Here is a 21,222-nt window from a genome sequence, read left to right on the forward strand (position 1 = left end):
CGGCGCCTCTGAGACACTGTGCCGGTGGGACCGATCAATGAGCTCTGGGAGATCCTGACCCTCGTCACCGTCGTGGTGCTCGGGGGTCTCGCGCTGCTGGTCGCGCTGGTGCGCGGGCGTGGCGGTGACACCGCCACCCTGGACGGCGCGGGGCGCCAGGAGGGGGACGCCCCCGAGGGGGACGTCCTCGTCGAGGAGCCTCCCGCCCCGAGCGGCGAGGTCGAGAACCGTGGTGGCGGGGTCGCGGTCGAGGAGCCCGAGGCGCCGGCGCCCACCCTCGAGCGCCCCGACTCCGCGCGCGGCCGGCTCCAGCGGCTGCGGGCCCGCCTGGCCCGCTCCAACAGCGCCATCGGGCAGGCGCTGCTCTCGCTGCTCTCCCGCGGCGGGCTGGACGAGCAGGCGTGGGAGGACGTCGAGGACACCCTGCTGGCCTCGGACCTCGGGGTGGAGGCGACCCAGGAGCTCGTCGACTCCCTGCGCACCCGGGTCAAGGTGGAGGGCACCAATGACCCCCAGCAGGTGCGGCAGTGGCTCTACGACGACCTGCTGCGCCTCGTGGACCCGTCGCTGGACCGGCGCATCGCGGCGAGCCGCACGGGGGAGCACCCCGCGGTCATCCTCGTGGTGGGCGTCAACGGCACCGGCAAGACGACGACGGTGGGCAAGCTCGGTCGGGTGCTCGTCGCCGAGGACAAGGACGTCCTCTTCGGTGCGGCGGACACCTTCCGAGCCGCGGCCGCCGACCAGCTGCAGACCTGGGGGGAGCGGGTGGGCGTGCCCACCGTGCGCTCGCACGCCGAGGGCGCCGATCCCGCCTCCGTGGCGTTCGACGCGGTGAAGGGCGGGGTCGAGGCGGAGGTGGACGTCGTCCTCGTCGACACCGCGGGCCGCCTCCACACCAAGCGGGGGCTCATGGACGAGCTCGGCAAGATCAAGAGGGTCGTGGAGAAGGTCGCCCCGGTGGGCGAGGTGCTGCTCGTCCTGGATGCGACGACCGGGCAGAACGGCATGCGGCAGGCCGAGGAGTTCGCCCGGGAGGTCGCGATCACGGGCATCGTCCTGACCAAGATGGACGGCACCGCCAAGGGCGGCATCGTCGTCAACGTGCAGCGCAAGCTCGGGGTCCCCGTCAAGCTCATCGGCCTGGGGGAGGGCCCGGACGACCTGGCGCCGTTCGACGCGGAGGCCTTCGTCGCGGCGATCGTCGGCTGACCGGCTGACCGGCTGACCGGCTGACCGGCCGACCGGCTGACCGCCGGCCACTCTTGGCCAGGACCTGTTCCGGTGCCGTGCTGCATCACGGCGCCGGAACAGGTTCGCGCTACGAGTCGTGAACCGGGCCGGTCCGGTCCACCACGGCTGAGCTGGTCGGAGCGTTCCGGGGGTCCTCCGGGCTCGCCAGCGCCCATCCGACCGCGGCGGTGCCGAGCCGGCCCAGCGGGTCCAGGAGGGTCAGGGCGGCCGGCTCGAGCGGGCGCAGGGGGCCGGGCAGGTGCAGGTCGAGCAGGTCACGGGCATACCCCGGCAGCAGGGTGAGCGCCCCCGCGGCCAGCATCCAGAAGCCCGGTCGGGCGGTCCACGGGAGCGGCGGCTCGGCCAGCAGGAACCGGGCCACGTCCCGTGCCCCGTCGCTGGCCTCCAGCTCGGGGCGGTATGCCGTGAGCGCCTGCTCGAGCTCCTCGACCGACCGTGGTGGGTCGAGGACACCGAGCTGCCCGGCGGCCCACGAGGTCTGCGCCACGTAGGTGTCGGCCTCGGTCGCCGTCAGCGGCGTGCGGGCGTAGTGCTGGTGGGCGCGCAGGAAACTGTCGATCTCCGCGACGTGCACCCAGCGCAGCAGGTGGCTGTCGGTGGCGGCGTACGGGCGACCGTCGGCGGCGGTGCCGACGACGGTCCGGTGCACCCGGTTGATCCGGTCGAGGACCCGCTCTGCCGCGTCGACCGGGCCGTAGGTCGTCATCGCGATGAACTCGCTGGTGCGCTGCAGCCGCCCCCACGGGTCGCCGCGGTAGCCGGAGTGCTGACCGACCCCCGCCATGGCCAGCGGGTGCAACGACTGGAGGAGCAGCGCGCGGATGCCGCCGGCATACATCCCCCCGTGCCCGTGGACCCGGCAGATCGGGTCGTGGGGGGCGAAGCGGCGGGGCCCCGGGGCGAGCCAGACGGCCTGGGCCCGGCGCGGGGCGTCGGCCCCGGCGACCCGGTCCCGCAGCGCCAGCGACAGGCGGCGACGCGCGGCGGCGGTGAGGTCGGAGGGGGTCACGGGTCCAGTATGCGGACGCCCCGGGCCGGTGGCGCGGCGGCCGGCGGTGGACGGGCGACGCGGCGGCGGTGCACCGGCACGTATCCTTGGGCGGGTGTTCACCAGCCTCTCCGACCGCCTGACGCAGACCTTCCGCAACCTCAAGCGCAAGGGCACCGTCACCGAGTCCGACCTCAACTCGACCATCCGCGACATCCGGATGGCGCTGCTGGACGCGGACGTCGCGCTGCCGGTGGTCAAGGAGTTCACCGGTCGGATCCGGGAGCGCGGGCTGGGCGCGGAGGTGCACCAGGCGCTCAACCCGGCCCAGCAGATCGTCAAGATCGTCAACGAGGAGCTCGTCGCGATCCTCGGGGGGCAGACGCGCCGGCTCAACCTGGCCAAGAACCCGCCGACCGTCATCATGCTGGCCGGTCTGCAGGGATCGGGCAAGACGACCTTCGCGGGCAAGCTGGGCAAGTGGCTGGCCGACCAGGGGCACACCCCCCTGCTCGTCGCCGCCGACCTGCAGCGACCCAACGCCGTCACCCAGCTGGAGGTGGTCGGTCAGCGTGCCGGTGTCCCGGTCTTCGCGCCCGAGCGCGGCAACATCTTCGGCCACGACGCCGCGATGGACTCGGGGGAGGGGACCCGGTCCTTCGGTGACCCGGTCGACGTCGCCGTCGACGGTGTCGAGGAGGCGCGGCGCAGGAGCCACGACGTGGTCATCATCGACACCGCGGGCCGGCTCGCGGTCGACGTCGACCTCATGCGGCAGGCGCACGACATCCGGCTGGAGACCCGGGCCGACGAGGTGCTCTTCGTCATCGACGCGATGATCGGTCAGGCGGCCGTGGAGACGGCCAAGGCCTTCGCCGACGGCGTCGGGATCACCGGCTCGGTGCTCTCCAAGCTGGACGGCGACGCGCGCGGTGGTGCTGCGCTCTCCGTGGCGACGGTGACCGGGCAGCCGATCCTCTTCGCGTCGACCGGTGAGGGCGTCAAGGACATCGAGCTGTTCCACCCCGACCGGATGGCCTCGCGCATCCTCGACATGGGTGACGTCCTGACCCTCATCGAGCAGGCCGAGCAGGCCTTCGACCAGGCGCAGGCGAAGGAGATGACCCGCAAGTTCCTCTCCGACGAGGACTTCACCTTCGACGACTTCCTCGAGCAGATGTCGGCCATCAAGCGGATGGGCTCGCTCAAGCAGATGCTGGGCATGATGCCGGGGATGCAGGGCATGAAGGCGCAGCTGGACTCCCTGGACGAGCGGGAGTTCGACCGGGTCGAGGCCATGGTCCGGTCCATGACGCCGCTGGAGCGAGGTCACCCGAAGATCATCAACGGCTCGCGGCGCGCCAGGATCGCCCGGGGCTCCGGCGTGAGCGTCGGCGAGGTCAACCAGCTCATCGAGCGCTTCGGCGAGGCGCAGAAGATGATGCGCCAGCTCAAGAAGGGCGGAGGCATGCCCGGGATGCCGGGGATGCCCGGCGCGGGCGGCGCCGGCGGGGCGCGGAAGGGCAAGGCGCCGCAGCGCAAGAAGGGCAAGTCGGGCAACCCGGCCAAGCGGGCGCAGCAGGAGCGGGACGCGGTGGCCAAGGAGCAGGCGGCCCGCGAGAAGTCCTTCGAGAGCGCCTTCGGTGCCGGGGCGGCCGGCGGGGACGACGCGCCCTCCGGTCAGGACCTGTCCGGTCTGAAGCTGCCCTCGGGCTTCGAGAAGTATCTCCAGGACGGCAAGGACTGAGCGCTGCCGACGGCGGCGGGCCTGTCGGTGGCTCGTGGCACAGTGAGGCCATGACGGGGACACGCCGCACGATCATCCCGGGCTATCTGCTCACCCGGATCGCCCAGGCCGAGCCCGAGCTCGCGCCGGCGATGGAGTTCACCCTGCGCGACAGCGCGGACACCCGCGGGCGTCGGGAGATCGAGGCCACCCGGTGGCCGGGCGGCCACGCGCCGCTGCAGGGCGGCATCCTGCCCGCGACCATGCCCGGCCAGGCCCCGGCCACCGTCCGCCGCGAGGGCGGGGGAAGCGCCACGGCGGTGCCCGAGGGGGCTACCCCTCGGCGCCGCGTCCACGACGCCGGGGGCGGGACCGCCCTGCCCGGGCTGCTGGTCCGTGCCGAGGGCGATCCGCAGACCGGTGACCCCGCGGTCAGCGAGGCCTACGACGGGCTCGGGTCCACCTGGGAGCTCCTGGCCCGGGCCTACGGCCGCGACTCCCTGGACGACCGAGGTCTGCTCCTGTCGGCCACCGTCCACTACGGCCAGAGCTACGCCAACGCCTTCTGGGACGGTCGGCAGATGGTCTTCGGCGACGGGGACGGCATCTACTTCACCGGGTTCACCCGGAGCCTGGACGTCATCGCGCACGAGCTGTCCCACGGCCTGGTGCAGTACACCGCCGGCCTGACCTACGTCGGGCAGTCCGGCGCCCTCAACGAGTCCGTCTGCGACGTCTTCGGTGCGCTGGTCAGCCAGCGGGTGCGCGGCCAGGACGCCGAGGATGCGGACTGGCTCATCGGGGCCGACCTGCTCACCGACCGGGTGCAGGGCCGCGCGCTGCGCTCGATGGCCGAGCCGGGGACGGCCTACGACGACCCGGTGCTGGGGCGGGACCCGCAGCCCGCCCACCTCGACGACTTCGTCGAGCTGCCGCACGACGCCGACAACGACAACGGCGGGGTGCACATCAACTCGGGCATCCCCAACAAGGCCTTCCACCTCTTCGCGACCGGTCTCGGCGGACGGGCCTGGGAGCGGGCCGGACAGGTCTGGTACGACACGCTCACGACCCGTGGACGCATCCCCCGCGACGTCGGCTTCGCCGGGTTCGCGGCCGCGACCCTGGGGGCGGCCCGGGAGCGGTATGCCGACCAGCCCGGGGTCGTCGACACGCTCCGGGAGGCGTGGGCCGGGGTCGGGCTCGAGGTGGGCTGATGGCCGCTCGCCTCACCCGCGCCCAGCTCGAGTCCTACCGGGACGCCGAGGTGCCGGACCTGCTCCCCGGTGCCGGAGGCCCGGTGCTGCGGCTGCTCTTCGTCGGCATCAACCCCGGCCTGTGGACGGCGGCGACGCAGACGCACTTCGCCCACCCGGGCAACCGGTTCTACCCCGCGCTCGCGCGGGCGGGGGTCATCGAGCGTGCGATCGACCCGGGGGCGGGCATGAGCGAGGAGGACCGCGCCCACCTGCTCCAGCGGGGGATCGGCATCACGAACCTCGCCCGGCGCGCCACCGCCCGGGCCGACGAGCTCACCGCCGAGGAGCTGCGCGAGGGCGGACGGCGACTGGTGCGGACGGTGCGCGAGACACGGCCGGCGGTGGTCGCCGTGGCCGGGGTCACGGCATACCGGAGCGCGTTCGGCGTGCGGGGGGCGAGGCAGGGACCCCAGCCCGAGGACCTCGCGGGAGCCCGGCTCTGGGTCGTGCCCAACCCCAGCGGGCTCAACGCGCACGAGACCGTCGACTCCCTGGCCCGTGCCTACGCCGAGCCCGCCCGGGCGGCCGGGGTGCTGTGACGTCCCTGGCTCAGCGCCCGAGGTCGGCCGCGCGCTCGCGCCGAGGCTTCCACAGCTGTTCGCTGGCCACCGGGACGAAGCCGCGCCGCAGGAAGAACCGCAGCGAGCGGGCGTTGCCCGGCGTCACCGACGCGAGGACGACCTCTCCCCGGGGCAGCCGGCCGAGGACCCCCTCCAGCAGGGTGGCGGCATGCCCGTCCTCGGCCTGGATGCCGACCTCGGGGAGCCCGCCGATGCCGCGCGAGAGGGTGGCCAGCGAGGCGACCTGGGGGTCGGGCAACCCGTAGACGTCGACCTCGGTGCGCCACTCGCCGGCGTGGGCGGCCCGGTCGGTCTCGGCGAGGTCGGCGCGGGGGACGAGCGGACCGCCGGCTCCCGTCCCGTGGCCGACCAGCAGCGCGTCCAGCACCCCGATGGGGCCACCGCCGGCCAGGGCCAGGGTGGTGCGGGGCTCGTGGGCCCCGCCGAAGCCGTGGACCCCCAGGCCGGCCAGCTGCCCGTCGCTGACGTCGTCCGCGACCACCATCACCGCGTGACCGGTGAAGGCGACCGCCCCCTCCACGCCGTCCTTCCAGGGCGTCGCCCGGGAGAAACCGCCGTCCGAGGGCGGGAACCGGCCGGCCGCGGCGTCCCGCAGCATCGAGCCCAGGTCGACCCGCGGCACCCGCAGCGGCTCCCGGGCGGGTCCGGCGGTGGGGGAGGGGGCGGAGGACACGAAGGAGGAGTCTACGGACCTGCGGATACGGTGGTCACGGCATACCTGCGACGAAGGAGACGGCCACGTGAGCGCACCGGTGCTGCACATCGAGGGACAGGTCCTCGTGGGACCCGAGGAGGTGCTCGGGGAGGTCTGGGTGGTCGACGGCCGGGTGAGTCTCACCGCGCCGACCGGCCGGGAGGTCGAGACGATCCGCGGGTATGCCCTGCCCGGCCTGGTCGACGCCCACTGCCACGTGGGGCTGGAGGCGCAGGGGGCCGTCGACGACGCCCGCGCGGAGGAGCACGCCCTGGCCGAGCGGGGGGCGGGGGCGCTGCTGCTGCGGGACGCCGGCAGCCCCGCGGACACCCGGTGGGTGCAGGAGCGGGAGGACCTCCCGCGGCTCATCCGCGCCGGGCGGCACATCGCGCGGACGAGGCGCTACATCCGCAACTTCGCGTGGGAGATCGAGCCGGAGGACCTGGTCGCCTACGTCCGCCAGGAGGCCCGGGCCGGGGACGGCTGGGTCAAGCTCGTCGGGGACTGGATCGACCGCGAGACCGGCGACCTCAACACCTGCTGGCCGGTGGACGTGCTCACCGAGGCCATCGCCGCCGCGCACGAGGAGGGCGCGCGGGTGACGGCCCACTGCTTCGCCGAGCAGTCCCTCGTGGACTTCGCGGCCGCCGGCACGGACTGCATCGAGCACGCGACCGGCCTGGTCGACGAGACCATCGACACCTTCGCCGCCCAGGGCATCGCCATCGTCCCGACGTTGGTCAACATCGAGAACTTCCCCGGCTTCGCCGAGGCCGGCCGCGGCAAGTTCCCCACCTACGCCGACCACATGATGGACCTCTACGCCCGACGCCACGAGACCGTCGCGAAGGCGCACGAGGCGGGCATACCCGTGTATGTCGGGACCGACGCCGGCGGGCAGCTGCCGCACGGGCTGGTGGCCCGGGAAGTGGAGGCCCTCACCAGCGCCGGTATGACGTCGCTGGAGGCCCTCGGCGCCGCCACCTGGGCGGCCCGCGACTGGCTAAGGCGACCGGGCATCGCGCAGGGCGAGTCGGCCGACCTCGTCGTCTACGCCGACGACCCGCGCCAGGACGTGCGGGTGCTCGCCCACCCCGCCCACGTCATCCTGCGGGGGCGGGCGTACTGACAGCCATTCGCGACGCTCGGTGGGGGTGAGGCCAACCATTCGCGACGCTCGGTGGGGGTGAGGCCAACCATTCGCGACGCTCGGTGGGGGTGAGCGCAACCATTCGCGACGCTCGGTGGGTCAGGCGACGTCGCTCTCCGGGACGGTCTGGTCCACCGACACGAGGACCTCGTAGGCCCGCTGGGAGAGGAAGGCCGGCGGCTCGGCCGCGACGACCGCGTCACGCAGCAGCGTGACCGCGTGCCCGAGCAGGTCCTCGCGGGCGCCCCGGCGTCGCAGCAGCACCACCTCGTCCTCCAGCATCCGGTCGAGGAGCAGCTCGGACATGGTGGGACCCTCCGCGAGCCGCTGACCATGGGTGAGCCACTGCCACAGCTGCATCCGGTTGAGCTCGACCGTGCCGAAGTCCTCGATGTGCCCGGCGATGACCGCCGTCCCCTCCCCGGCGAGCCACCCGGTGAGGTAGCTCAGCGAGGAGCGCAGGGCGGTGCGCACCCCGGTGAGCGTCGAGGCCCCCGGGATGGAGCTGACGTCGCGCAGGGCGACCGGGTCGAGGGTCGCCGCGCCGGCGAGGTCGGCCTCCTCCCACGCGCCCTCCTCACGCAGGCGGTCGCGCTCCTCGAAGGGCGCCCGGGCCACCGGGACCATGCCGGGGTGCACGACCCAGGCGCCGTCGAAGCCCTGCTTGGCCTCCCGCGCCTTGTCCCGGTTCACCCGGGCGTGGGTCATCGCGACCGACTCGTCGAACGGGCCGCTCGGGGCGAGGGCGATGGGCCCGCCGATCGCCTGCACCCCCCGGCGGTGGCACACCCCGACGATGAGCGAGGTGTAGCTGCGCAGGAAGCGGGTGTTCATGGTGAACGCGTCGCGGTCGGGCAGGAGGTGGTCGGGGCGGGTCCCGTAGGTCCGCAGGTAGGAGAAGACGTAGTCCCACCGGCCCGCGGCCAGCCCGGTGAGCCGTCGGCGCAGGGCGTGGACGATCTCCTCCAGCTCGTAGGTGGCCTGCACGGTCTCCACCAGGACGCTGACCCTGGTGCAGCCGTGCGGCAGCCCGAGCAGGGACTCGGCCCGCCCGAGCAGGTCGTCCCACCAGGCCGCCTCCGCCGCGGTCTCGAGCTTGGGCAGGTAGAGGTACGGCGCGGTGCCGCCGGAGAGCAGCGTGCGGGCGCACCGGGCGAGGAAGGTGAAGGTGTCGACCGTCGAGGCGCTCGCGGACGCACCGTCCACCTGCAGGTGAGCCTCCGGCAGGTGCAGGCCCCGCGGACGCACCATGAGGGTGGGCACCCCGGGCTGGGCGTCCCCCGTCCGGGTGGCCGCGACGTCCTCGATGGCCCGGTGCGCCGCGACCAGCCGCGCCGGCGTCGGCACCAGCATGTCCTCCAGGTCGGCCACCCACACGTCGGCGCGCGAGGCCATCGCCGCGGTCGCGTGCTCGGCCGAGGCAGGGGTCGCCAGCTCGACGAGCCGGTAGGTCAGGTCCGGCGGCGGCGGCTCGACCCGCCAGGAGTCGTCCTCGCGCAGGTCGGCGGTCTCCGGCGACGGGGCGAGCTCGGCGCCGGCCCGCACCGCGCGCGACCTCTCCTTGCGGGCCTGCAGCAGGGCGGTGCGGGAGGCTGCGGTCTCCGCGACGAGCTGGCGCAGCAGCTCGGCCGTGGTCTCCTCCAGCAGGGTCCCGGGGTAGTCCATCTCGTCCTCGTCTCGTCGTGCGGGGCGCCTGACCCGGCCCCCGGGGTCGGGGGCCGGGTCAGCGCCCGCGTCGATCAGTGGAACTGCTCGGACTCGGTGGAGCCCGACAGGGCCGTCGTCGACGACTCGGGGTTGACCGCGGTGCTCACCGCGTCAAAGTACCCGGTGCCGACCTCGGCCTGGTGCCGCACCGCGGTGTAGCCGGAGCCGGCCGAGGCGAACTCCGCCTCCTGCAGCTCGACGTAGGCGCTCATGCCGCTGCGGGCATACCCCTGGGCCAGGGTGAACATCGAGTGGTTGAGCGCGTGGAAGCCGGCCAGGGTGATGAACTGGAAGGCGTAGCCCAGGTCGCCGAGCTCGTCCTGGAAGGACGCGATCTCGCTGTCCGACAGGGCGGCCCTCCAGTTGAACGACGGGCTGCAGTTGTAGGCCAGCTTCTGGTCCGGGAAGTCCCGGTGCAGCTCCTGGGCGAACTCGCGGGCGAGCCCCAGGTCGGGGGTGCCGGTCTCGACCCAGATGAGGTCGGCGTAGGGGGCGTAGGCCTTGGCGCGGGCCAGGACCGGCTCGATGCCGTTGCGGACCCGGAAGAAGCCTTCCGGGGTGCGCTCCCCGGTGGTGAACTCCTGGTCGATCTCGTCGACGTCGCTGGTCAGCAGGTCCGCGGCCAGGGCGTCGGTGCGGGCGATGACGACCGAGGGGACACCCAGCACGTCCGCCGCGAGACGGGCCGAGCTGAGGGTGCGCACGTGCTGCCCCGTGGGGATGAGCACCTTGCCGCCCAGGTGGCCGCACTTCTTCTCCGAGGCCAGCTGGTCCTCCCAGTGCACCCCGGCGGCACCGGCCGCGATCATCGACTTCATCAGCTCGAAGACGTTGAGCGGGCCGCCGAAGCCCGCCTCCGCGTCGGCCACGATCGGCACGAGGTAGTCGGTGCTCGTGTCGCCGTCCATCCAGGCGATCTGGTCCGCGCGCTGCAGGGCGTTGTTGATGCGGCGCACGACCGCCGGCACCGAGTTGGCCGGGTAGAGGCTCTGGTCGGGGTAGGTCTGGCCGGCGAGGTTGGCGTCCGCGGCGACCTGCCAGCCGGAGAGGTAGATCGCCTCGAGCCCGCCCTTGACCATCTGCACGGCCTGGTTGCCGGTGAGGGCGCCCAGGGCCCGGGTGAAGGGCCTGGTCTCCAGCGCCTCCCAGAGCCGCTCGGCCCCCCGGCGGGCCAGGGTGTGCTCCTCGACGACGGACCCGCGCAGCCGCACGACGTCCTGGGCGGTGTAGCGACGCTCGACCCCGGACCAGCGGGGGTTGCTCCGCCAGTCCTGCTCGATCTCCAGCGCCTGGGCGGCGGCGGGGGTGGTGTCGGTGGGCTGGGTGGTGATGGTCATCGTCGACCCCTCTCCTCGGTGTGGCGACTGCGGGTGTGTCACCACTGTCCCGGCGGTCGGCACGGGTCGGGCGGGAACAGGTCTGTCAAGAAGCGTGGTTCTTTCGCTATCGTGGCGGTATGCCGTCCTCCACCGGTCGCGTCCTGCCGTTCCGCCCCTCCGAACGCCTGGACAGCACCGGGCCCGGCACCGGACCGGCCGCCGACCCGGTCTCGGTCGGGCGCCGCGTGCGGCACGCCCGCCGAGCCGCCGGGCTCACCCTGGCGGCGGTGGCCGAGCGCACGGGCCTGTCCCCCTCGGCGCTCTCGCTCATCGAGAACGGCCGCCGGGAGGCCCGTCCGTCCACGCTGGAGCAGGTGGCCACCGTCCTGGGTGCCGACCTGACCAGCCTGCTCTCGGGCGCACCTCCCAGCCGGCGTGCCGCGCTGGAGGTCCGGTGGGAGCGGGCGCAGCGGGCCGAGGGCTTCCAGACCCTGGGCATCCCGGCCGTCCGGGTGGGGCCGGGCCTGCCCGACGACGCGCTGGAGGCGCTCGTGGGGCTCTACGAGAGCGTCGTGGGGCTGCAGCAGCAGCGCGCGGCCACCCCGGAGTTCGCCCGGCTGGCCAACGCCGAGCTGCGGGCCCGGATGCGGGCGGCCGGCAACTACTTCGCGGACATCGAGGCCGCCGCGGCCGACCTCGTGGCGCAGGCGGGGCATACCGGGGGGCCGGTCTCCCGGGCGGTCGTCGAGCGGGTCGCCCGCCGCGTGGGGTTCGAGATCGTCACCGTGCCCGACGTCCCCGCCTCCACCCGGACCGTGACCGACCTCGCCCACCACCGGATCTACCTGCCCGCCCGGGGCGGGCACGACCACCGGGCTGCCGCGCTGCAGGCGCTCGGGCACGTCGTCCTCGAGCACGAGCCACCCCGTGACTACGCCGAGTTCCTCGCCCAGCGGGTGGAGATCAACTACTTCGCCGCCGCCGCACTGGTGCCGGAGAGCACCGCGGTCCCGCTCCTGCGCCGCGCCCGGGCCGACCGGGACATCGCGGTGGAGGACCTGCGGGACGCCTACGCCGTGTCCTACGAGACCGCGGCCCACCGCTTCTGCAACCTCGCCACCGAGCACCTCGACCTCCAGGTCCACTTCATGCGCACCAGCGCCGACGGGGTGATCTACAAGGCCTACGAGAACGACGGCGTGCGCTTCCCCATGGACGCCTCGGGGGCCATCGAGGGGGCCCGGGTCTGCCGCTCGTGGACCGCGCGCGTCGTCTTCGACCGGCCGCTCGGACAGGTCTACCACCAGTACACCGACACCGGTCGGGGCACCTACTGGTGCACCGCCGTCGCCGAGCCCACCCCGGCGGGCGTCTTCTCGGTCAGCGTCGGCGTGCCCTTCGACCAGGTCCGGTGGATGCGCGGGCGGGACACCCGCGAGCGCAGGCTGTCCCGCTGCCCGGACCCGCGCTGCTGCACCCGCCCGCCGGCCGACCTCGCCCGCGAGTGGGAGGGGAGGGTGTGGCCCAGCGCGCGGGCGCACTCCCACCTCCTCGCGGTCATGCCGCCCGGGGTCTTCCCCGGCGTGGACGACACCGAGGTGCTGCGGTTCGTGGCGCAGCACGCCCCGCCCTCGCCGGAGGTCGCGGAGCAAGGACCGGCGGGGGATGTGGCACAATGACGGTGAACCCATCGGTGGTCGGCCCTCTCACCGTGCCCTGATGTGTCCACCGCAGCCATGGTGCCGTGCGTGTTCATCCCCACGCGGTGCCGGGTCGCACACCACAGACAACTATGAGGAGACACCGCACACGTGGCTGTCAAGATTCGCCTGAAGCGCATGGGCAAGATCCGTGCACCGTTCTACCGCGTCGTCGTGATGGACTCGCGCGCCAAGCGCGACGGCCGGGCGATCGAGGAGATCGGCAAGTACAACCCCACCGAGGAGCCGTCGCTCATCGACATCGACTCCGAGCGTGCGCAGTACTGGCTCGGTGTCGGCGCCCAGCCGACCGAGCAGGTCGCGGCGCTGCTCCGGGTCACCGGTGACTGGCAGAAGTTCAAGGGTGAGCCCGGCGCCGAGGGCACCCTCAAGGTCCGCGAGCCCAAGGCGGACAAGAAGGCTCTCTACGAGGCGGCCCTGGCGGCCTCCGACGGTGAGGACACGTCGGGCGCCACGACCCAGCGTCGCAAGAAGTCCACCAAGGCCGAGGCCTCGAAGGACGAGACGGCTCCCGCGGCCGACAGCGAGGGCTCGGCGGCCTCCAGCAGCGGTGACGAGGCGGCTGAGAGCGGCGCGCAGACCGACGAGGCCTGAGCATGCTCGAGGAAGCGCTGGAGCACCTGGTCAAGGGCATCGTCGACCACGACGGTGACGTGGTCGTCCGCACCAAGAACGCCCGGCACGGCGACATCCTGGAGGTCCGGGTCCACCCGGACGACCTGGGTCGCGTCATCGGTCGTCGCGGACGCACCGCGAGCGCCCTGCGCACCGTGGTCGGCGCCCTCGCCGGTGGCGAGAAGGTCCGCGTGGACATCGTCGACACCGACCGGGCGCGCTGAGCCCGCACCCCGCAGCACCCCCTCGACCCGCCCCGGCGCACCAGCGCCCGGGCGGGTCGTGCCGTCCACCGGACCGGAGGAGACCATGAGCCAGACCTTCGTCGTCGCCCGCGTCGGCAAGCCGCACGGCCTGCGCGGTGAGGTCACCGTGCAGGTGCACACCGATGACCCGGAGGGCCGGCTCACGCTCGGCGCCCGCTTCGCCACCGACCCGGAGCAGCGCGGCCCGCTCACCCTGGTCTCGGTCCGGCAGCACCAGGGGACCTATCTCCTCGGGTTCGACGGGCACCCCGACCGCACCGCCGCCGAGGCGCTGCGCGGCACGCGGCTGCTCGTCGACGACGACGAGGAGGGCGAGGTGGAGGACGAGGACGCGGGGTGGCGCGAGGACGACCTGCTGGGCTTCGCGGTCGTGCGGGTCGACGGGCAGCCGGTCGGGGAGGTCTCGGCGTTGCACCTGCGGCCGGTCCAGGACCTGCTCGAGGTGCGGACACCGTCCGGGTCCGTCGTCCTCGTGCCCTTCGTGGAGGAGCTGGTGCCGCAGGTCGACGAGGAGGCGCGCACCGTGGTCGTGGACCCGCCGCCCGGGCTGCTCGAGCTGGGGGAGTGAGCGGTATGCCGCTGCGTCTGGACGTCGTCACGATCTTCCCGGAGTACCTCGCACCGCTGGACCTGTCGCTGCTGGGGCGGGCCCGCCGCGAGGGCCTGCTCGAGGTGCACGTCCACGACCTGCGGGACTGGACCCACGACCGGCACCGCACCGTGGACGACAGCCCGTACGGCGGTGGGGCGGGAATGGTGATGCGGCCCGAGCCCTGGGGAGAGGCCCTGGACGAGATCTGCACGTCGGTGCCCGGCCGCACCCCGCGCCTTGTGGTGCCGGGTCCGGGGGGTGAGGTCTTCAGCCAGGAGGTCGCCTCCCGCCTGGCCCTGGAGGAGGACTGGTTGGTCTTCGTCTGCGGACGCTACGAGGGGATCGACGAGCGGGTCTACGACGAGTTCGCCGCGCGCTACCCGCTCAGCATCCTGAGCCTGGGGGACTACGTCCTCAACGGGGGCGAGGTCGCCGTGCTGGCGATGACCGAGGCGGTCGCCCGCCTGCTGCCCGGCATGGTCGGCAACGAGGCGTCCCTGCTGGAGGAGTCGCACACGGGCGGGTTGCTGGAGTACCCCGTCTACACCAAGCCCGCCAGCTGGCGCGGGCACGAGGTCCCCGAGGTGCTGCTCTCCGGTCACCACGGCCGGATCGCCGCCTGGCGGCAGGAGCAGCGCCTGTCCCGCACCGCCCAGCGCCGCCCCGACCTCATGGCCCGCTACGAGGCCGGCCACTGAGCTTCTGGACATCGGTTCCTGGGGCCCGCTGCCCAGAAAGCTATGTCCAGAACTTCATGGGCGGACGAACTCGTCCTCGGCATACCCCTGGAGGTAGAGCACGGCCGTGAGGTCCCCGTGGTTGACGCGGACCAGGACCTGCCGGGCCACGGCGGGCTTGGCGTGCAGCGCGACGCCCAGGCCGGCGGCCTGCAGCATGGGCAGGTCGTTGGCGCCGTCACCGACGGCCACGACGTCGTCGCGGCCGAGCCCGAGCCGGCCGCTGATCTCCTCCAGCGCCCGCAGCTTCGCCTCCTGGCCGACGACCGGCAGCACGACACGACCCGTCAGCCGGCCCTCCGCGACCTCGAGCGTGTTGGCCCGGTGCTCGTCGAAGCCGAGCCGCTCGGCGATGACCCGGGTGAAGAGGGTGAACCCCCCGGACACGAGCGCGGCATACCCCCCGGCCGCCGCCATGGTGGCGAGCAGCTCAGGGCCTCCCGGCCTCGGGGTGATGCGCTCGGCGAGGACCGTGTCGACCACCTCGACCGGGAGCCCGCGCAGCAGGGCCACCCGCTCGTCCAGGGCCCCGGCGAAGTCGAGCTCGCCGTTCATGGCGCGGGCCGTGATGTCGGCGACCTGCTCCCCGACCCCGGCGTGCGCCGCCAGCTCGTCGATGCACTCCTGCTCGATCATGGTGGAGTCCATGTCGGCGAGCAGCACCCTGCGCCGTCGCGGTCCATCGGGCTGCAGGACGACGTCGACCCCGCGCCGCTGCCAGGCCGACCACAGGTCATCGTCGAGGCGCAGCTGCGGCCCCACCGCCACCTGCACGGCGGACCCTGGTCGCAACCAGCGCGGCTCGCCGGACACGGCCGCGCCGCCCACCTCGTGCGGCGTCGTGGCGGTGAGGTCGCGGGCGCTCGGGTCGCTGAGGAGCGTGAGGAGGGGCACGTCGCCCATGCTAGGTGCCGGTCGAGGGGCCATCGACGGCCTGCCGAGGCGCGCGGCGACCGACTTGGAGGGGCCCACGACCTCTGGCACACTGGTGCTTCGTGTCCCGGCGTCCGCGCCGTGCAGCCCGTGCCCCTGCCACAGGGGGAAGCGTGCGGGTGGCGCCGACCGGAGACCACACCACGACGACCGTGTCCCGCCAGCGCGCTGCGCCGGCGTGGGCCCGACACGCCGCGGGTGACCTGTGGCACCCACGAGCAGGAGAACACCATGCACAAGCTTGCCGATCTCGACGCCGCCAGCCTCCGCAGCGACATCCCGGACTTCCGGGCCGGCGACACCGTCGACGTCCACGTGAAGGTCATCGAGGGCAACCGCTCCCGTGTCCAGGTCTTCAAGGGGGTCGTCATCCGCCGGCACGGCGGGGGCCTCGGAGAGACCTACACCGTCCGCAAGGTGTCCTTCGGTGTCGGTGTGGAGCGGACCTTCCCGCTGCACTCCCCGAACGTCGAGAAGATCGAGGTCGCGAGCCGGGGCGTGGTGCGCCGCGCCAAGCTCTACTACCTGCGCGACCTGCGCGGCAAGGCGGCCAAGATCCGCGAGCGCCGCGACAGCGTCCCGGCCGCCAAGGCGAAGAAGGCCGACCAGGCCTGAGCACCCCCGCTGACGACGATCCCCCGCCCGGCCCGGTCCGGCGGGGGATCGGTCTGTTCCCAGCCATCCGGGTTAGGGTCGGCATGGCCACAGACACCACAGGACAGGACGACATCCGGTGAGCGAACCCACCCGGGAGAGGGGCAGCTCCTCCGACGAGGGCACCCCGCCGTCGGTCGAGCGGCCGGCCCCCACCGGTGGCTTCTGGGCAGGCGTGCGGGAGATCGTCATGATCGCCGCGACCGCCCTGGTCATCTCCTTCCTCATCAAGACCTTCGTGGCGCAGGCCTTCTGGATCCCGTCAGGCAGCATGGAGCCGACGCTGGTCTACGGCGACCGGGTCATGGTGAGCAAGGTGCAGGCCGGGCCGCTGTCCGTCGACCGCGGTGACGTCGTCGTCTTCGAGGACCCCGGCGGCTGGCTGCCGCCGGTGCAGCGGGTGGACCGCGGGCCGGTGGTCAACGCCGCCCTGCGCGGCCTGGAGTTCGTGGGGGTCGCGCCGTCGTCCCAGGGCAACCACCTCATCAAGCGGGTCATCGGGCTGCCCGGGGACACCGTGGAGTGCTGCGACGACGAGGGTCGGCTGATGGTCAACGGCGAGCCCCTCGACGAGGACTACGTCTTCCCCGGCGACGAGCCCAGCACCACGGACTTCTCCGTCACCGTGCCGGAGGACCACATCTGGCTCATGGGCGACCACCGGTCGAACTCGCGCGACTCCCGGGCCAACGACGACGGCACCGGCCAGGAGGGTTCGGTGCCGCTGGACGCGGTCGTCGGGCAGGCCGTCGTGCTGCTCTACCCGTTCGACCACTTCGACTGGTTCACCGTCCCGGACACCTTCGCCGACGTGCCGGACGCGCCGTGAGCACGGCCACGTCCCGTCGCCCCACGCGGCGGCCCAGCCTGCGGGTGGAGCGCACCCTGCAGCGGGAGGGGTATGCCGTGCTCGTCGGCATGGACGAGGTCGGCCGGGGGGCCCTGGCCGGGCCGGTGAGCGTGGGCGTCGTCGCCATCGACGCCTCCTGTCGGACGGCGCCCCAGGGCGTCAAGGACTCCAAGCTGCTCACCGCGGCGGCGCGCGAGCGCCTGGTGCCTCGGATCCGTCGGTGGGCGCTCGCGCACGCCGTCGGTCACGCCTGGCCGCAGGAGATCGACGAGCTCGGCATCATGGCCGCCCTCCGGCTCGCCGGGGAGCGTGCCCTGGCCGGGCTGGACACCACGAGACCGGACCTGGTGCTGCTGGACGGCAACCACGACTGGCTGACCGACCCGGGGCGCGTCGGTCTGCTGGGTCTGCTCGACGGTCCGCCCGGCCCCCCGGTGCGCACGATGGTCAAGGCCGACCTGCGCTGCTCCTCCGTCGCCGCGGCCTCGGTCCTGGCCAAGGTGGAGCGGGACGGGCTCATGGTGCAGGCCGCGGCCGAGCCACGGCACACCCCGTACCTGTGGGACCAGAACAAGGGCTACGCCGCACCCGAGCACCAGGACGCCCTGCGCCGGCTGGGGCCCAGCGACTGGCACCGGCGCAGCTGGAACATCACCGCCGCGGCGTCCGTCGTCGCGGGCGAGGAAGGAGTGGCGCCATGAGCGCGGAGGACCTGGAGAAGTACGAGACCGACGCCGAGCTGGCGCTCTACCGCGAGTACCGCGACGTCGTGGGGCTGTTCACCCACGTGGTGGAGACCGAGCGCCGGTTCTACCTCGCCAACGAGGTCGACGTGCAGGTCCGCACGGGGGACGGCGAGACCTGGTTCGAGGTGACCCTCACCGACGCCTGGGTGTGGGACGTCTACCGGCCGGCCCGCTTCGTGAAGAAGGCGCGGGTCATCACCTTCAAGGACGTCAACGTCGAGGAGCTCGCCAAGTCCGACCTGGACGTCAAGGGCCTCACCGACGGTCGCTGACCGCCCGTCCACATCCCCCGGGCGCCCTCCCGGTCGTCCACAGCAGCCCGCCCGCCCCTTGCGACGGCCGGGCTCCCTGCGTTGGCTGGGGACGACCACCGCCGACGGTGGTCCAGGAGGAGGGGGAGATGGACGACGGGGGTATGCCGTGGGCGAGGGCGCGGCAGATCGGCGACCGGGGCGAGGATCTCGTCTGCGCGCACGTGCAGGCACTGGGCTGGATGGTGCTGGAGCGCAACTGGCGCTGCCCGGAGGGTGAGCTCGACGTCGTGGCCCACGACGGCCACCAGCTCGTCTTCTGCGAGGTCAAGACGCGTCGCTCGGCCCGCTTCGGCGAGCCGGTCGAGGCGGTCGGCCGCGAGAAGGCGCACCGGCTGCGACGGCTGGCCTGGGCCTGGCTGGACGCCCACCAGCGTCGCGGTGCCGACTTCCGGATCGACGTCTTCGGCCTGCTGAGCCCGCCCGACGAGCCGACCCGGCTCACCCACCTGCGGGGAGTGGCCTGATGGCGCTCGCCCGGACCCACGCCGTCACCCTCAGCGGCGTCGAGGGGCGCCTGGTCACCGTGGAGGCGCAGGGGGCCGACGGGCTGCCCGCGACGGTGATGACCGGCCTGGCCGACAGCGCCTGTCGGCAGGCGCCGGACCGGGTGCGACCCGCCCTGCGCAACTGCGGGATGCCGGTCCCCCCACGGCGGTGGACCATCAACCTGTCCCCCGCGGGTGTCCCGAAGGCCGGCAGCGGTCTGGACCTCGCCATCGCGGTGGCGATGATGGCCGCCGAGGGTCACGTCCCCCCGGCGGCGGTCCGGGGGATCGCCCACGTGGGGGAGGTCGGCCTGGCCGGCGACGTCCGGCCGGTGCCGGGGGTGCTGCCGATGACGCTGGCCGCGGCCGCCGACGGGGTCGCCGAGCTGCTGGTGGCCGCGGACGCGGCGCGGGAGGCGGCCCTGGTGGCCGGGGTGCGGGTGCACCCGGTGCGCACGCTCGGCGACGTCCGGGCCTTCTACCTCGCCCGGTCCCGTGGTGAGGAGCTGCACCTCGAGCTGCCCCCGGCCGCGCCCTCGGCCCCGGCCCGGGTGCCCGACCTCGGCGACGTCGTCGGACAGGCCGTGGCCCGGCAGGCGCTGGAGATCGCCGCTGCCGGGGGGCACCACCTCCTCCTCGTGGGCCCGCCGGGGGCGGGCAAGACGATGCTCGCCGAGCGGCTGCCCGGGATCCTGCCCGAGCTGGGCCCCGACGACGCGCTGGCGGTCACCGGCATCCACTCCGTCCTCGGGGCCCTCCCGGCGGATGACCGGCTCGTGACGCGCCCGCCCTTCGTGGCGCCGCACCACACGGCGTCCACGGCCGCGGTGATCGGCGGCGGGTCCCGCCTCATCCATCCGGGCGCCGTGTCGCGGGCTCACCGCGGCGTGCTCTTCCTCGACGAGGCGCCGGAGTTCCGGCGCGACGTCCTCGACGGTCTACGGCAGCCGCTGGAGTCGGGGGAGGTGCTCATCGCCCGCGCCGACCGGCACGTGCGGCTGCCCGCCCGTTTCCAGCTCGTGCTGGCGGCCAACCCGTGCCCGTGCGGCGGCGCCGGCGGTGCCTGCACGTGCCCGCCCTTCCGCCGGACCGGCTACCTCGGCCGCCTCTCCGGGCCGCTGCTGGACCGGATCGACCTCAAGCTGGGCGTGAGCGCGGTCACCCGCGGTGATCTCGCGCTCCCGCCGGGCGAGCCCTCCACCGTGGTGGCGGACCGGGTGCGACGGGCCCGCGAGCGCCAGCGGGAGCGGTGGCGCACCCTCCCCTGGCTGCTCAACAGCGAGGTCCCCGGTGCCGTGCTGCGCGAGCAGCCCTGGCGCCTGGGCCCCGCCCAGCGGCGGCCCCTCGAACGCGCGATGGACCGGGGCGCGCTGACGCTGCGCGGCCTGGACCGGGCCCTCCGGGTCGCCTGGACGCTGGCCGACCTGCGCGGGGCTCCGCGTCCCGACCTCGACGACGTCACCCTGGCGCTGGACCTGCGCACGCCGAGCGGGGTGAAGGTGGCATGAGCGGGGACGAGGAGCGTCGGGCGCGGATCCTGCTGTCCCGGCTGGCCGAGCCCTACGACGAGCGGGTCCAGCAGGTGGTGGCCGAGCACGGGGTCGTGGAGACCGTCGGCTACGCCCTGCGGGACGGGCGCGCCCCCGGGGGTCTGGACCTCGGGCGGCTCACGGCGCGGGTGTCGCGCGCGCAGGCCGTCGACGACGAGCGGATCGCCCGACGGCTGGGGGCCCGCATCCTCGTGCCGGGCGACCCCGAGTGGCCCGACGGTCTCGACCAGCTCGAGCACCCACCGTGGTGCCTCTGGGTGGGCGGCCCGGGTGACCTCGCCGACCTGGCCGAGCGCAGCGTCGCCGTGGTCGGTGCCCGGGCGAGCACGGCCTACGGCGACCACGTCACGGCCGGGCTGTGCGTCGACCTCGTGGCCCGTGGGTTCACGGTCGTCTCCGGGGCGGCCTTCGGCATCGACGCCACCGCCCATCGCGCGACGCTGTCGGCGGAGGGGTCCACCGTCGCGGTGCTGGCCGGAGGCGTCGACGTGCCCTACCCCCGCGCCAACACCGATCTCATCGACCGCATCCGTCGCACCGGTGCCCTCGTCAGCGAGACCCCGCCAGGAGGCGCTCCGGCCCGCATGCGGTTCCTCGCCCGCAACCGCATCATCGCCGGCGTCGCGCGGGGGACGGTGGTCGTGGAGGCGGGCCTGCGCTCCGGTGCGCGCTCGACGCTCAAGCACGCCCGGGAGCTGGGCCGGCCGGTGATGGCGGTGCCGGGCTCGGTGGAGAGCCTCATGTCCCAGGGCACGCACGCGGAGATCCGGCTCGGCGCCGAGCTCGTCACGGACGGGGCCGAGGTGGCGGAGCTGGTGGGCCGCATCGGTGAGGATCTCGCGCCGGTCAAGCAGGGGGAGCGACGGGCCACGGACGGGCTGTCCGAGGACCTGCGCCGGGTGTGGCAGTGGCTGCGGCCGCGGTCGTCGAGCGCGGTGGACGACGTCATGGCGCGATCGGGCCTGACGCTCCGGGAGACGCTGGGGGCGCTGCGGGAGCTGGAGCGGGAGGGTCTGGCCGAGGAGCTCCTGGACGGGTGGCAGCGACGGCCCGTGGGGGCCCGATGAACCGGGCCAGGGGA

The 21,222-nt window shown here is 74.0% G+C and carries 22 protein-coding genes; 17 read left to right on the forward strand and 5 right to left on the reverse strand.

Features of this window, described 5'->3' with window-relative positions; all coding sequences use genetic code 11:
• The first annotated feature begins 24 nt into the window (after positions 1-24).
• Positions 25-1,212: a signal recognition particle-docking protein FtsY gene (gene ftsY / locus Q0967_RS14380; protein WP_298750990.1), complete on the forward strand. Its 1,188-nt coding sequence runs from the start codon at positions 25-27 to the stop codon at positions 1,210-1,212.
• A 109-nt stretch (positions 1,213-1,321) separates the two neighbouring features.
• Here the strand turns inward: ftsY and Q0967_RS14385 are convergent, their stop codons facing one another.
• Positions 1,322-2,263 (reverse strand): oxygenase MpaB family protein, encoded by a 942-nt coding sequence (locus Q0967_RS14385; RefSeq protein WP_298750991.1) that lies wholly within the window; start codon positions 2,261-2,263, stop codon positions 1,322-1,324.
• 94 nt (positions 2,264-2,357) lie between these two features.
• Here Q0967_RS14385 and ffh point away from each other — a divergent pair, with 94 nt between their 5' ends.
• The 3 genes from ffh to Q0967_RS14400 are packed head-to-tail and all read left to right on the forward strand — an operon-like array spanning position 2,358 to position 5,766.
• Positions 2,358-3,989 (forward strand): signal recognition particle protein, encoded by a 1,632-nt coding sequence (gene ffh, locus Q0967_RS14390; RefSeq protein ID WP_298750993.1) that lies wholly within the window; start codon positions 2,358-2,360, stop codon positions 3,987-3,989.
• A 50-nt stretch (positions 3,990-4,039) separates the two neighbouring features.
• The gene (locus Q0967_RS14395) at positions 4,040-5,185 is read left to right on the forward strand and encodes a M4 family metallopeptidase (protein ID WP_298750995.1); all 1,146 of its coding nucleotides are present in this window, start codon (positions 4,040-4,042) and stop codon (positions 5,183-5,185) included.
• Positions 5,185-5,766, forward strand: coding sequence for a mismatch-specific DNA-glycosylase (locus Q0967_RS14400; RefSeq protein WP_298750997.1), 582 nt, complete (start codon positions 5,185-5,187; stop codon positions 5,764-5,766). The genes Q0967_RS14395 and Q0967_RS14400 overlap by 1 nt, the downstream gene beginning before the upstream one ends.
• Before the next feature lie 10 nt (positions 5,767-5,776).
• Here Q0967_RS14400 and Q0967_RS14405 read toward each other — a convergent pair whose 3' ends face one another.
• On the reverse strand, positions 5,777-6,481 hold the full coding sequence (locus Q0967_RS14405; protein WP_298750999.1) for an N-acetyltransferase: 705 nt from the start codon (positions 6,479-6,481) through the stop codon (positions 5,777-5,779).
• 67 nt (positions 6,482-6,548) lie between these two features.
• Between Q0967_RS14405 and Q0967_RS14410 the strand changes: the two genes are divergently transcribed.
• Positions 6,549-7,631, forward strand: a complete 1,083-nt coding sequence (locus tag Q0967_RS14410) for an amidohydrolase family protein (RefSeq protein ID WP_298751001.1) — start codon at positions 6,549-6,551, stop codon at positions 7,629-7,631.
• Positions 7,632-7,751: 120 nt separating this feature from the next.
• Here the strand turns inward: Q0967_RS14410 and Q0967_RS14415 are convergent, their stop codons facing one another.
• Both Q0967_RS14415 and aceA read right to left on the reverse strand, forming a co-directional pair.
• Positions 7,752-9,317 carry a malate synthase A gene (locus tag Q0967_RS14415; RefSeq protein WP_298751004.1) on the reverse strand — a complete coding sequence of 522 codons (1,566 nt, stop codon included), beginning with the start codon at positions 9,315-9,317 and terminating at the stop codon, positions 7,752-7,754.
• A 74-nt stretch (positions 9,318-9,391) separates the two neighbouring features.
• Positions 9,392-10,696: an isocitrate lyase gene (gene aceA, locus Q0967_RS14420; protein ID WP_299450678.1), complete on the reverse strand. Its 1,305-nt coding sequence runs from the start codon at positions 10,694-10,696 to the stop codon at positions 9,392-9,394.
• A gap of 119 nt (positions 10,697-10,815) precedes the next feature.
• Between aceA and Q0967_RS14425 the strand changes: the two genes are divergently transcribed.
• The 5 genes from Q0967_RS14425 (at position 10,816) to trmD (ending at position 14,570) form a co-directional block, all read left to right on the forward strand.
• Complete coding sequence (locus Q0967_RS14425) at positions 10,816-12,357, forward strand: helix-turn-helix domain-containing protein (RefSeq protein ID WP_298751008.1); 1,542 nt, start codon at positions 10,816-10,818, stop codon at positions 12,355-12,357.
• Positions 12,358-12,489: 132 nt separating this feature from the next.
• Complete coding sequence (gene rpsP, locus Q0967_RS14430) at positions 12,490-12,993, forward strand: 30S ribosomal protein S16 (protein WP_298751011.1); 504 nt, start codon at positions 12,490-12,492, stop codon at positions 12,991-12,993.
• Between the two features lie 2 nt (positions 12,994-12,995).
• Entirely contained in the window at positions 12,996-13,238 is a 243-nt protein-coding gene (locus tag Q0967_RS14435) for an RNA-binding protein (protein WP_298751013.1), read from the forward strand.
• An 85-nt stretch (positions 13,239-13,323) separates the two neighbouring features.
• Positions 13,324-13,848, forward strand: coding sequence for a ribosome maturation factor RimM (rimM, locus tag Q0967_RS14440; RefSeq protein WP_298751015.1), 525 nt, complete (start codon positions 13,324-13,326; stop codon positions 13,846-13,848).
• A 5-nt stretch (positions 13,849-13,853) separates the two neighbouring features.
• Positions 13,854-14,570: a tRNA (guanosine(37)-N1)-methyltransferase TrmD gene (gene trmD / locus Q0967_RS14445; RefSeq protein WP_298751017.1), complete on the forward strand. Its 717-nt coding sequence runs from the start codon at positions 13,854-13,856 to the stop codon at positions 14,568-14,570.
• Positions 14,571-14,624: 54 nt separating this feature from the next.
• Here the strand turns inward: trmD and serB are convergent, their stop codons facing one another.
• A complete protein-coding gene (gene serB / locus Q0967_RS14450; protein WP_298751019.1) occupies positions 14,625-15,503 on the reverse strand; it encodes a phosphoserine phosphatase SerB in 879 nt (292 codons plus the stop codon).
• A gap of 270 nt (positions 15,504-15,773) precedes the next feature.
• Between serB and rplS the strand changes: the two genes are divergently transcribed.
• The 7 genes from rplS to dprA all read left to right on the forward strand — a co-directional run bounded on the left by rplS (position 15,774) and on the right by dprA (position 21,208).
• Entirely contained in the window at positions 15,774-16,157 is a 384-nt protein-coding gene (gene rplS, locus Q0967_RS14455; RefSeq protein ID WP_298751276.1) for a 50S ribosomal protein L19, read from the forward strand.
• A 118-nt stretch (positions 16,158-16,275) separates the two neighbouring features.
• Positions 16,276-17,025 (forward strand): signal peptidase I, encoded by a 750-nt coding sequence (gene lepB / locus Q0967_RS14460; protein ID WP_298751021.1) that lies wholly within the window; start codon positions 16,276-16,278, stop codon positions 17,023-17,025.
• Positions 17,022-17,747 (forward strand): ribonuclease HII, encoded by a 726-nt coding sequence (locus Q0967_RS14465; protein ID WP_298751023.1) that lies wholly within the window; start codon positions 17,022-17,024, stop codon positions 17,745-17,747. The genes lepB and Q0967_RS14465 overlap by 4 nt, the downstream gene beginning before the upstream one ends.
• Positions 17,744-18,064: a DUF2469 domain-containing protein gene (locus Q0967_RS14470; protein ID WP_130014765.1), complete on the forward strand. Its 321-nt coding sequence runs from the start codon at positions 17,744-17,746 to the stop codon at positions 18,062-18,064. Before Q0967_RS14465 ends, Q0967_RS14470 begins: the two co-directional genes overlap by 4 nt.
• A 107-nt stretch (positions 18,065-18,171) precedes the next feature.
• Positions 18,172-18,570 carry a YraN family protein gene (locus Q0967_RS14475; RefSeq protein ID WP_298751028.1) on the forward strand — a complete coding sequence of 133 codons (399 nt, stop codon included), beginning with the start codon at positions 18,172-18,174 and terminating at the stop codon, positions 18,568-18,570.
• Positions 18,570-20,099 carry a YifB family Mg chelatase-like AAA ATPase gene (locus Q0967_RS14480; protein WP_298751030.1) on the forward strand — a complete coding sequence of 510 codons (1,530 nt, stop codon included), beginning with the start codon at positions 18,570-18,572 and terminating at the stop codon, positions 20,097-20,099. The genes Q0967_RS14475 and Q0967_RS14480 overlap by 1 nt, the downstream gene beginning before the upstream one ends.
• Positions 20,096-21,208 (forward strand): DNA-processing protein DprA, encoded by a 1,113-nt coding sequence (gene dprA, locus Q0967_RS14485; RefSeq protein WP_298751031.1) that lies wholly within the window; start codon positions 20,096-20,098, stop codon positions 21,206-21,208. Before Q0967_RS14480 ends, dprA begins: the two co-directional genes overlap by 4 nt.
• Positions 21,209-21,222: the final 14 nt, after the last annotated feature.

It is taken from the genome of uncultured Serinicoccus sp., assembly GCF_947500995.1.
Taxonomy (GTDB): domain Bacteria; phylum Actinomycetota; class Actinomycetes; order Actinomycetales; family Dermatophilaceae; genus Ornithinicoccus.

Excerpts from the sequence above, each read along its gene's own strand:
- rimM (WP_298751015.1), top strand. The coding sequence starts at position 13,324 with ATGAGCCAGACCTTCGTCGTCGCCCGCGTCGGCAAGCCGCACGGCCTG.
- Q0967_RS14435 (WP_298751013.1), top strand. The coding sequence starts at position 12,996 with ATGCTCGAGGAAGCGCTGGAGCACCTGGTCAAGGGCATCGTCGACCAC.
- aceA (WP_299450678.1), bottom strand. The coding sequence starts at position 10,696 with ATGACCATCACCACCCAGCCCACCGACACCACCCCCGCCGCCGCCCAG.
- Q0967_RS14425 (WP_298751008.1), top strand. The coding sequence starts at position 10,816 with ATGCCGTCCTCCACCGGTCGCGTCCTGCCGTTCCGCCCCTCCGAACGC.
- rplS (WP_298751276.1), top strand. The coding sequence starts at position 15,774 with ATGCACAAGCTTGCCGATCTCGACGCCGCCAGCCTCCGCAGCGACATC.
- Q0967_RS14395 (WP_298750995.1), top strand. The coding sequence starts at position 4,040 with ATGACGGGGACACGCCGCACGATCATCCCGGGCTATCTGCTCACCCGG.
- trmD (WP_298751017.1), top strand. The coding sequence starts at position 13,854 with ATGCCGCTGCGTCTGGACGTCGTCACGATCTTCCCGGAGTACCTCGCA.
- dprA (WP_298751031.1), top strand. The coding sequence starts at position 20,096 with ATGAGCGGGGACGAGGAGCGTCGGGCGCGGATCCTGCTGTCCCGGCTG.
- Q0967_RS14480 (WP_298751030.1), top strand. The coding sequence starts at position 18,570 with ATGGCGCTCGCCCGGACCCACGCCGTCACCCTCAGCGGCGTCGAGGGG.
- Q0967_RS14470 (WP_130014765.1), top strand. The coding sequence starts at position 17,744 with ATGAGCGCGGAGGACCTGGAGAAGTACGAGACCGACGCCGAGCTGGCG.
- Q0967_RS14400 (WP_298750997.1), top strand. The coding sequence starts at position 5,185 with ATGGCCGCTCGCCTCACCCGCGCCCAGCTCGAGTCCTACCGGGACGCC.
- Q0967_RS14415 (WP_298751004.1), bottom strand. The coding sequence starts at position 9,317 with ATGGACTACCCCGGGACCCTGCTGGAGGAGACCACGGCCGAGCTGCTG.